At 71.5% G+C, this 10,431-nt stretch carries 9 protein-coding genes and 1 pseudogene; 7 read left to right on the top strand and 3 right to left on the bottom strand.

Annotated elements, in window-relative coordinates; translation table 11 throughout:
- The coding region (locus CCN42_RS18355; protein ID WP_086737076.1) for a serine hydrolase domain-containing protein at window positions 1-1,061 on the top strand (1,061 nt) is incomplete at its 5' end.
- Between the two features lie 45 nt (window positions 1,062-1,106).
- Here the strand turns inward: CCN42_RS18355 and CCN42_RS18350 are convergent.
- Complete coding sequence (locus CCN42_RS18350; protein WP_086737074.1) at window positions 1,107-3,389, bottom strand: heavy metal translocating P-type ATPase; 2,283 nt, start codon at window positions 3,387-3,389, stop codon at window positions 1,107-1,109.
- A gap of 153 nt (window positions 3,390-3,542) precedes the next feature.
- Between CCN42_RS18350 and CCN42_RS18345 the strand changes: the two genes are divergently transcribed.
- Window positions 3,543-4,484: a hypothetical protein gene (locus CCN42_RS18345; protein WP_086737072.1), complete on the top strand. Its 942-nt coding sequence runs from the start codon at window positions 3,543-3,545 to the stop codon at window positions 4,482-4,484.
- Window positions 4,485-4,519: 35 nt separating this feature from the next.
- Here the strand turns inward: CCN42_RS18345 and CCN42_RS18340 are convergent, their stop codons facing one another.
- On the bottom strand, window positions 4,520-4,984 hold the full coding sequence (locus CCN42_RS18340) for an ester cyclase (RefSeq protein ID WP_086737070.1): 465 nt from the start codon (window positions 4,982-4,984) through the stop codon (window positions 4,520-4,522).
- Window positions 4,985-5,079: 95 nt separating this feature from the next.
- Here CCN42_RS18340 and CCN42_RS18335 point away from each other — a divergent pair, with 95 nt between their 5' ends.
- Window positions 5,080-5,547 (top strand): MarR family winged helix-turn-helix transcriptional regulator, encoded by a 468-nt coding sequence (locus CCN42_RS18335; RefSeq protein ID WP_086737068.1) that lies wholly within the window; start codon window positions 5,080-5,082, stop codon window positions 5,545-5,547.
- A 208-nt stretch (window positions 5,548-5,755) separates the two neighbouring features.
- Here CCN42_RS18335 and CCN42_RS18330 read toward each other — a convergent pair whose 3' ends face one another.
- Window positions 5,756-7,195 carry a gamma-aminobutyraldehyde dehydrogenase gene (locus CCN42_RS18330; RefSeq protein WP_086737066.1) on the bottom strand — a complete coding sequence of 480 codons (1,440 nt, stop codon included), beginning with the start codon at window positions 7,193-7,195 and terminating at the stop codon, window positions 5,756-5,758.
- A 162-nt stretch (window positions 7,196-7,357) separates the two neighbouring features.
- Between CCN42_RS18330 and CCN42_RS45655 the strand changes: the two genes are divergently transcribed.
- From CCN42_RS45655 to CCN42_RS18310, 4 genes and pseudogenes are all read left to right on the top strand, one after another.
- Window positions 7,358-7,873 carry an Lrp/AsnC family transcriptional regulator gene (locus CCN42_RS45655; protein ID WP_043504450.1) on the top strand — a complete coding sequence of 172 codons (516 nt, stop codon included), beginning with the start codon at window positions 7,358-7,360 and terminating at the stop codon, window positions 7,871-7,873.
- A gap of 20 nt (window positions 7,874-7,893) precedes the next feature.
- Window positions 7,894-9,258, top strand: coding sequence for an aspartate aminotransferase family protein (locus tag CCN42_RS18320; RefSeq protein WP_086737064.1), 1,365 nt, complete (start codon window positions 7,894-7,896; stop codon window positions 9,256-9,258).
- Window positions 9,259-9,461: 203 nt separating this feature from the next.
- A complete protein-coding gene (locus CCN42_RS18315) occupies window positions 9,462-10,202 on the top strand; it encodes an ABC transporter ATP-binding protein (RefSeq protein ID WP_086737062.1) in 741 nt (246 codons plus the stop codon).
- Window positions 10,184-10,431: pseudogene (locus CCN42_RS18310) on the top strand (hypothetical protein); the annotation flags it as partial. The gene CCN42_RS18315 and the pseudogene CCN42_RS18310, both read left to right, overlap by 19 nt.

Here is a 10,431-nt window from a genome sequence, read left to right as displayed (position 1 = left end):
GGGCACGCCGTCGAGCGCGGCCCGCCACCGCACCGAACGCGACGGCCCTGCGTGCCGCGCTCGACGGCGTGCCCAACGCCCACGCCACCGCCGCCCTGGTCCGGATCGGCGGCAGCGACGGCGTCTGGCGGAGCAGTGCGGGCGTACACGATCTGGTCAGCGGGCGGCCGGCCGACGCGGACGCTCGCTTCCGCGCGGGCTCCACCACGAAGGTGGTGACCGCGGCCGTCGTCCTGGACCTCGCGGCGGACGGCCACGTCGACCTCGACCGGCCGGTGCAGCACTATCTCCCCGGCCTGCTCGGTCCCGGGTTCCGGCCGATCACCGTACGGCAGCTGCTCAACCACACCAGCGGGATCCAGCCCGGCGACGGCCTAGGGAGCACGGTCGAGGAACAGTTCGAGCACCGCTTCGAGACGCTCTCCCCCGCGCAGGTCGTGGCCTCCGCGGTGGCCAAGGGCCCGGAGTTCCGCCCCGGCAGGCGGCAGCACTACCTGAACATCAACTACACGATCCTCGGCCTGCTCGTCGAGAAGGTGACGGGCCACTCGTACGCCACCGAGGCCACGCGGCGCGTGCTGCTGCCCGCCGGGATGGAGGACACCTACTTCCCCGGCACCGATCCCCGCATCCTCGGCCCGCACAACCGCGGCTACCAGGCGATGCCGCGCCCCGACGGCACCACCCGGCTCGTCGACGTCACCGAGTGGAACCAGGCGGACCGCTGGGCGGCCGGGGACATGATCTCCACCACGGCCGACCTGGAGCGCCTGGTCACCGCGCTCTTCGAGGGCCGGATCGTGCCGAAGCCGCAGCTGCGGGAGATGTTCCGGGTCCCGGCGCACATCAAGGGCGCCACGTACAGCGCCGGGCTCCAGCGGTACGAGCACGAGGGCCGGGTCTACTGGTTCAAGACCGGCGCCCGGTACGGCTACAGCACGGGGGTCGCGGCGACCCGTGATCTGAGCCGTACCGTCGTCTACTCGGTCAACGACACGAACGCCAAGGACGAGTCGGGCAATCCGGTGGTGCAGGGCATCATGCAGGCGGCCCTCAAGTAGCACAGGGGGGCGGTCCCACGGCGGGACCGCCTCCCTGCCGGTGTCTCAGCCCGCGGCCCTGAACCCGCGCAGCCGCAGCGAGTTGCTGACCACGAACACCGAGGAGAACGCCATCGCCGCCCCCGCGATCATCGGGTTCAGCAGCCCCGCCGCGGCCAGCGGCAGCGCCGCCACGTTGTAGGCGAAGGCCCAGAACAGGTTGGACTTGATGGTGCCGAGGGTGCGGCGGGAGAGGCGGATCGCGTCGGCGGCGGCCCGCAGGTCGCCGCGGACCAGGGTCAGGTCCCCCGCCTCGATCGCCGCGTCGGTGCCGGTGCCCATGGCCAGCCCCAGGTCGGCCTGGGCGAGCGCGGCGGCGTCGTTGACGCCGTCGCCGACCATCGCGACCGTACGGCCCTCGGCCTGGAGCCGCCGGACGACCTCGGCCTTGTCCTCGGGCAGCACCTCGGCGATCACCTCGTCGATGCCGACCTCCCGGGCCACCGCCTCGGCGACGGCCCGGTTGTCGCCGGTGAGCAGCACCGGCCGCAGGCCGAGCGCCCGCAGCCGCCGGACGGCCTCCGCGCTGGTGTCCTTCACCGCGTCGGCGACCTCCAGCACGGCGCGGGCCTCGCCGTCCCAGGCCACGGCGATCGCGGTGCGCCCGGCGGCCTCGGCCGCCGCCTTGGCCTCCTTCAGCCGTGCGGGCAGCTCGATCGCCCTCCCCCGCTCTCGGCCTCGCCCGAGCGGGGGGTCCCCCGCGCCCAGCAGCTTCTCCCGGCCGACGAGCACGGCGTGCCCGTCGACGACGCCCCGCACGCCCAGCCCCGGGATGCCGGCGAAGTCCTCCGGGACCGGGAGGGCGCCGGTCCTCTCGGCGGCTCCGGCCGCGACGGCCCGGGCGATGGGGTGCTCGGAGGCGTTCTCCAGCGCCCCGGCCAGCCGCAGTGCCTCACCGCTGTCGGTGCCGTCCGCGGTGTGCACGGCGAGGAGGGTCATCCTGCCGGTGGTGACGGTGCCGGTCTTGTCGAGGACGACGGTGTCGGCCTTGCGGGTGGATTCCAGGACCTCCGGGCCCTTGATGAGGATGCCGAGCTGGGCACCACGTCCGGTGCCGACCAGGAGCGCGGTCGGGGTCGCGAGCCCCAGGGCGCACGGGCAGGCGATGATCAGCACGGCGACGGCGGCGGTGAAAGCGGCGGTCAGTCCGGCGCCGTTGCCCAGCCAGAAGCCGAGGGTGCCGAGGGCGAGCGCGATGACGACCGGTACGAAGACCCCGGAGATCCGGTCGGCGAGGCGCTGGGCGGCGGCCTTGCCGTTCTGCGCGTCCTCGACCAGCTTGGCCATCCGGGCGAGCTGGGTGTCCGCGCCGACCCGGGTGGCCTCGACGACCAGACGGCCCCCGGCGTTCACGGTGGCACCGGTGACGGAGTCGCCGACGCCGACCTCGGCGGGGACGGACTCGCCGGTGAGCATGGAGGCGTCGACGGCGGAGGCGCCCTCGACGACGGTGCCGTCGGTGGCGATCTTCTCGCCGGGCCGGACGAGGAAGCGGTCGCCGGTCTTCAACTCGGCTACCGGGACGCGGACTTCGGTGCCGTCGCGCAGCACGGTGACGTCCTTGGCGCCCAGTTCCATCAGCGCCCGCAGCGCGGCGCCGGCCTTGCGCTTGGAGCGGGCCTCGAAGTAGCGGCCGGCCAGGATGAACGCGGTGACGCCGGCGGCGGCCTCCAGGTAGATGTTGGCGGCGCCGTCGCTGCGCGCGATGGTCAGCTCGAAGGGGTGGGTCATGCCGGGCGTGCCCGCGCTGCCGAGGAAGAGCGCCCACAGCGACCACAGGAACGCCGCGGCGGTGCCGACCGAGATCAGCGTGTCCATGGTGGCGGCGCCGTGCCGGGCGTTGGTCCAGGCGGCGCGGTGGAAGGGCCAGGCGGCGTAGGTGACGACGGGGGCGGCGAGGGTCAGGGACAGCCACTGCCAGTACTCGAACTGGAGGGCGGGGATCATGGCCATGGCGACCACCGGTACGGCGAGCACGACGGCGGTGATCAGGCGTTCCCGCAGCGGCTTCAGCTCGTCGGCGGTCTCGGGCGGCGCCTCCTCCTGGGCGGTGCGCGGTGGCTCGGGCTCCCGCGCGGTGTATCCGGTGGCCTCCACCGTGGCGATCAGATCGGGGACGGTCACCTCCCCGGCGTAGGCCACCTTCGCCTTCTCCGTCGCGTAGTTGACGGTGGCGGTGACGCCGTCCATGTGGTTGAGCTTCCTCTCTATGCGGGCGGCGCAGGAAGCGCAGGTCATCCCGCCGATGGCGAGTTCGACCTCGGTGACACCGGGGGCGGCTGTGCTCATGACTCCTCCTGGGCTTCCTTCTCGCTGCGTCTCTGTTCCCACACTTCACCTCATACCCCCTGGGGGTATAAGCTGCTCACATATATACCCCCAGTGGGTACTCAGATCAAATGGCAGCCCGGCTCGGCCGCCCCGAGAACACAGGAGTCAGAGATGCGTCCCCTGCACAAGATCGGTGCCTTCGGCGCCGCCCTGGCCGCGTTCTTCACCGCCGCGTACGGCATCGGCAACGCCGTCTCCCCGATCTCCACGGACACCGAGGGCGGCGGCCACGAGTCGGCCGCCCACTCCTCCCCCGCACCCGGGCACGCCGCCCCCGGGGACGCCTCGGCCGCGGACACCTCGCCCGGCGGCCTCCAGATCTCGGAGGACGGCTACACGCTGGACCTGAGGACCCCGCGCGTGCGGGCGGACGAGCCGAGCACCCTGCGCTTCGTCATCCGCGACGCGGACGGCCGCCCGGTGACCGACTACCGCCGCGAACACGAGAAGGACCTGCACCTGATCCTCGCCTCACGCGACCTCACCACCTACCGCCACCTGCACCCCACCCGCTCCGCCGACGGCACCTGGACGGCCACCGCCACCCTCCCCGACCCCGGCGGCTACCGCGTCCTCGCCGACTTCACCCCCGCCGCCGAGCCCGAGGGCCTGACCCTCGGCGCCGACCTCGCGGTCTCCGGCACCTACGCCCCGGACCCCCTGCCCGCGCCGTCCGCCACGGCCACCGTGGACGGCTACACCGTCACCCTCGACGGCACCCTGCGGGCCGGCGGCGAGAGCGACCTCACCTTCACCGTCCGCCGCGACGGCAAGCCGGTCACCGGCCTCCAGCCTTACCTCGGCGCCTACGGCCACCTGGTCGCGCTGCGCTCCGGCGACCTCGCCTACCTGCACGTCCACCCGCACGAGGAGGCCCGCGGCAGCACGCCCTCCGGCCCCGAGGTCGCCTTCTCCGCCACCGCCCCCAGCGAGGGCGCCTACCGCCTCTTCCTCGACTTCAAGGCCGGCGGCGAGGTCCGCACGGCGGCCTTCACGGTCCGGGCGGGCGAACGGGCCCCGGCCACGGAGCAGCAGGAGCACGGACATGAGTAGTCGAGGTACCGCGGTCCCGGGCAGGCACCGACACGTCAACGCCCTGGCGCGGGGCCGTTGGGACCGGAGATCGCACCGAGCTGGGACAGACCGTCGAGGACGTCGGTACAGGTCCAGTACTCGACGAACCGGCCGTCCCGGACGCGCAGGATGTCGTTGCCGCTGAAGGAGACCTTCGTGCCGACGGGGGCGGTGGCCCCGGGAATGCCACCGGCGTAGGCGGCGCTCATGGTCCAGCGGGCGGAGATCAGGTCGCCGTCGACGATCGGGCCGAGGTCGACGGTGATGGCGATGTCGCCGAAGGCGGCCATGGTCTGCTCGATCTCGGGCAGCAGGCGCTCGGGGCCGGTGACGGCCTCGGAGTCGCTGCCGTCGGGACGGGCCTGGTGGACGACGAGGCCGGGGTCGAGGATCTCCTCGGCATGGCTGAAGTCACCGCGCCACAGTTCGCTCCAGCGGCCGTAGAGAGCGCGCAACTGCTCGGGGGTGTGACTGGTCATGGGTTCTCCCGGTGAGCGTGCTAGAAAGGTGACTCAAACCTGCGCCACACATTATCTGCGTGACGCAAATATGAGTAGGACACGAGGGCGATCCCATGTCAAACCGAACCCGCGGCGAGCTGGTCGCGGCGGTCACCGCCGCGGCCCGGCGCCACCATGCGGCCTACACACTGTTCAACCAGGCCATGGCCGAGCGCCTCGGCCTGCACCCCACCGATCTGCAGTGCGTGAGCCTGCTCGCCCTGGAACCCGGCCCCCGTACGACCGGGGAGATCGCGGAACTGACCGGGCTCACCTCCGGATCGGCCACCCGTCTGGTCGACCGCCTGCGGAAGGCCGGCCTTGCCGAACGCCATCCGGACACCCATGACCGGCGCAAGATGCTCGTCACTCTCACCGCCGGCCGCAGCCCCGAGATCGAGGCAGCCTGGGAGGCACCCGGCGAAGCCTTCGACCGGGCTCTCGACGACTTCACCGACGACGAGCTCACCGTCATCGAGCGCTACCTGCGACGCACCACCGACGTCGGCACCGAACAGACCGCCCGCCTGCGCGTCGGCTGATCCGGGAACGGACCGGCCGCCTCACCGCCGCCCCGCGCGACGACGGGACGAGCAGCGGGGACAGCGGGAGGGCCGCATGACGAGGGGCCCCGCACGGGCGCTGACGAGAACGGCGCGCCGCGGGAGGCCCCGCACACAAAAACGCGGCCCCGGACGGTCCGTCCTCCGTCCGGGGCCACGAGCTCACGGTTTCACCGCCGCGCGAAGATCACGCGTCCAGCGACGTCATCACGTGCTTGACCCGGGTGTAGTCCTCGAAGCCGTAGCCCGACAGGTCCTTGCCGTAGCCGGACTTCTTGAAGCCGCCGTGCGGCATCTCGGCGACCAGCGGGATGTGGGTGTTGATCCACACGCAGCCGAAGTCGAGCTTCTTGGACATCCGCATGGCGCGGCCGTGGTCCTTGGTCCACACCGAGGAGGCGAGGGCGTACTCGACGCCGTTGGCGTACTCGACCGCCTGGTCCTCGTCGGTGAAGGGCTGGACGGTGATGACCGGGCCGAAGACCTCGTTCTGGATGATCTCGTCGTCCTGCTTCAGCCCCGACACCACGGTCGGCGCGAAGAAGTAGCCCTTGTCACCGACGCGCTCGCCGCCCGCCTCGACCTTGGCGTGGGCGGGCAGCCGCTCGATGAAGCCGGCGACCTGCTTGAGCTGGTTGGGGTTGTTCAGCGGACCGAAGAGCACGTCCTCGTCGTCCGGCAGACCGGTCCTGGTCTCGGAGGCGGCCTTGGCGAGGGCGGCGACGAACTCGTCGTGGATGGACTCCTGGACGAGCACGCGGGTGGCGGCCGTACAGTCCTGGCCGGCGTTGAAGAAGCCGGCGACGGAGATGTCCTCGACGGCCTTGGCGATGTCGGTGTCCTCGAAGACGACGACCGGCGCCTTGCCGCCCAGCTCCAGGTGGACCCGCTTGAGGTCCTTGGAGGCGGACTCGGCGACGGACATGCCCGCGCGCACCGAGCCGGTGATGGAGGCCATCGCCGGGACGGGGTGCTCCACCATCATGCGGCCGGTGTCGCGGTCGCCGCAGATGACGTTGAAGACGCCCTTGGGCAGGATGGAGCCGATGATCTCGGCGATCAGCACGGTGGACGCCGGGGTGGTGTCCGACGGCTTCAGCACGACGGTGTTGCCCGCGGCGATGGCCGGGGCGAACTTCCACACGGCCATCATCATCGGGTAGTTCCACGGCGCGACCTGGGCGCAGACGCCGACCGGCTCGCGGCGGACGATCGAGGTCATCCCGTCCATGTACTCGCCGGCGGAGCGGCCCTCCAGCATCCGCGCGGCGCCCGCGAAGAAGCGGATCTGGTCCACCATCGGCGGGATCTCCTCGGTGCGGGTCAGCCCGATGGGCTTGCCCGTGTTCTCCACCTCGGCCGCGATGAGTTCCTCGGCGCGCTCCTCGAACGCGTCCGCGATCTTCAGGAGGGCCTTCTGCCGCTCTGCGGGCGTGGTGTCGCGCCAGGCCGGGAACGCGGCCTCGGCGGCCGCCATGGCGGCGTCGACGTCGGCCTGCCCGGACAGCGGTGCGGTGGCGTACGCCTCGCCGGTGGCGGGGTTCACCACGTCGGTGGTCCGTCCGTCGGCGGCGTCCCGGAACTCTCCGTCGATGTAGTTGCGCAGGCGACGCAGTTCGGTGGTCACTGCCGGCCCTCCTGTCGATGTCCATTCCTTGAGATGCCCACCCTAGTCGTTCACCCCACCGTTTCAACACCCCCCAAGGGGCCGAATCTGCGAAATCCGCAAGGTCGGATCACGTAAACAACGGATTTCATCGATCTGGCCTTGCAAAACTGTCGAGTCCTCGTGCACAGTGAGGTCGTGGCCAGTCGAAGCGCAGACCAGAGGGACTCCCGCGAGTCCAGGAACGGCACCCCCCAGCTGGATGCCGTCTCCCTCGCCATCATCGAGCAGTTGCAGGAGGACGGCCGCCGGCCGTACGCCGCGATCGGCAAGGCCGTGGGCCTGTCCGAGGCCGCCGTGCGCCAGCGCGTCCAGAAGCTGCTCGACCAGGGCGTGATGCAGATCGTCGCCGTCACGGACCCGCTCACCGTGGGCTTCCGCCGGCAGGCGATGGTCGGGATCAACGTCGAGGGCGATGTGGAGTCCATCGCCGACGCGCTGACTGACATGTCGGAAGTGGAGTACGTGGTGATGACCGCGGGCTCGTTCGACATCCTCGCGGAGATCGTCTGCGAGGACGACGACCACCTGCTGGACGTCATCAACAAGCGCATCCGGTCCCTGCCCGGCGTGCGCTCCACCGAGAGCTTCGTCTACCTGAAGCTCAAGAAGCAGACCTACATGTGGGGAACCCGATAACCCGTGAGGACCCGATAACCGTGAGCACCAAGGACCTCAGCCGAAGCGCGTACGACCACCTGTGGATGCACTTCACCCGCATGTCGTCGTACGAGAACGCCCCCGTCCCGACCATCGTCCGCGGTGAGGGCACCTACATCTACGACGACAAGGGCAAGCGCTACCTCGACGGTCTCGCGGGCCTGTTCGTGGTCCAGGCCGGCCACGGCCGCACGGAACTCGCCGAGGTCGCCGCCAAGCAGGCGAGCGAGCTGGCCTTCTTCCCGGTGTGGTCCTACGCCCACCCGAAGGCCGTCGAGCTGGCCGAGCGCCTCGCGCACGAGGCCCCGGGCGACCTCAACAAGGTCTTCTTCACCACCGGTGGCGGCGAGGCCGTCGAGACCGCCTGGAAGCTCGCCAAGCAGTACTTCAAGCTGCAGGGCAAGCCGACCAAGTACAAGGTCATCTCCCGTGCGGTCGCCTACCACGGCACCCCGCAGGGCGCCCTGTCCATCACCGGCCTGCCGGCCCTGAAGGCCCCCTTCGAGCCGCTCGTCCCGGGCGCGCACAAGGTGCCGAACACCAACATCTACCGCGCCCCGATCCACGGCGAGGACCCCGAGGCCTTCGGCCGCTGGGCCGCCGACCAGATCGAGCAGCAGATCCTCTTCGAGGGCCCGGAGACCGTCGCCGCGGTCTTCCTGGAGCCGGTGCAGAACGCCGGCGGCTGCTTCCCGCCGCCGCCCGGGTACTTCCAGCGGGTCCGCGAGATCTGCGACCAGTACGACGTGCTGCTGGTCTCGGACGAGGTCATCTGCGCGTTCGGCCGCCTCGGCACCACCTTCGCCTGCGACAAGTTCGGCTACGTCCCGGACATGATCACCTGCGCGAAGGGCATGACCTCGGGCTACTCCCCGATCGGCGCGTGCATCGTCTCCGACCGCATCGCCGAGCCGTTCTACAAGGGCGACAACACCTTCCTGCACGGCTACACCTTCGGCGGCCACCCGGTCTCCGCCGCGGTCGGCCTCGCCAACCTCGACCTGTTCGAGAAGGAGGGCCTGAACCAGCACGTCCTCGACAACGAGGGCGCCTTCCTGAAGACGCTGCAGAAGCTGCACGACCTGCCGATCGTCGGCGACGTCCGCGGCAACGGCTTCTTCTACGGCATCGAGCTGGTGAAGGACAAGAACACCAAGGAGTCCTTCAACGACGAGGAGACCGAGCGCGTCCTGTACGGCTTCCTGTCGAAGGCGCTCTTCGACAACGGCCTGTACTGCCGTGCCGACGACCGCGGCGACCCGGTCGTCCAGCTCGCTCCGCCGCTGATCTCCGACCAGGGGACGTTCGACGAGATCGAGCAGATCCTGCGCGCCACCCTGACGGAGGCGTGGACGAAGCTGTGATCGGCTGACGTGATCACCTGACGCTGTGATCATCCCGGCCCCGGTGCCGCCCGTTCGAGTGAGAAACGGGCGCCCGGGGCCGCGTGCTGTCCGGGCTCCCGCGCCGAGCTGCCTAGCGTGCCAGTGACCGATCGGCCCCGGCTTCGTTCCCCCGCACGGGGGACAGGCACGGGAACTACGGATCTGAACCGAGGTGTACGCCCATGGAGGCCCAGCCGGACAACGACGTGCTCTGGGCACGCTCCCTGCACTTCACGCACAAGGACGGCTCCCCCGCGCTGAGCGGCGTCTCGCTCGGCGTCCGGGAGGGCGAGATCCTGGCCGTCAGCGGCCCACGCGGCAGCGGCAAGTCCACCCTGCTCGGCTGCCTGGCCGGACTGGTGCGCGCCCAGCGCGGCGAGATCTGGTTCAACAGCGTCCCCGTGCACACCATGGGCCCCCTCACCCGGGAACGGCTGCGCCGCGACCGGTTCGGCTGGATCGACCCGGCCCCCGCGCTCGTCCCGGAGCTGGACGTGTGGGAGAACGCCGCACTCCCCCTGATGCTGCGCGGCAGCACCCGCCGCCGGGCCAAGGTCGCCGCGCAGGAGTGGCTGGAACGCCTCGACGTCGGCGACACGGCCCGCAGACGCCCCGCCGACCTCACCCAGTCGGAACGGCAGCGCGTCTGCATCGCCCGCGCGCTGGCCCCCGCCCCCACGGTCCTGTTCGCCGACGAGCCCACCGCGCCCCTGCACCGCGCGGACCGCGGCCACGTCCTGCGCACCCTGACCACGGCGGCCCGCTCGCACGGCATCACGGTGGTGCTCGCCACCCACGACGCGGAGACCGCGGCCCTCGCCGACCGCACGGTCTCCCTGCTGGACGGGCGCCGCGTGCGCACCGTCCACCTGCCCCCGGCCACCGAGACGGAAGGCCGGGCGGCGTGCTCGCTCTCCGCCTGACCCGCAACGCGCACCCGGCCGTCCAGCTGCGCCGCCTGCTGGTCGCGGCGGCCTCGGCGGGCACGGGCTTCCTCATGCTGTCCGCCTTCGGCTACGCGCTCGGCCACCCCGAGGAACCGGCCGGCTCCCTCATGCTCCGCCTGGCCTGGTGCGCGACGCCCCTGGCCGCGACGGTCCACCTCGCCGTCGCGGTCGCCCGCACCGACCCGGCGACCGCGACGGCGAGGTG

The sequence above is a fragment of the Streptomyces glaucescens genome (assembly GCF_002154375.1).
GTDB lineage: Bacteria > Actinomycetota > Actinomycetes > Streptomycetales > Streptomycetaceae > Streptomyces > Streptomyces glaucescens.
Note: the sequence above shows the minus strand (reverse complement) of the source record. Positions and strands in the feature narration are given on the sequence as shown.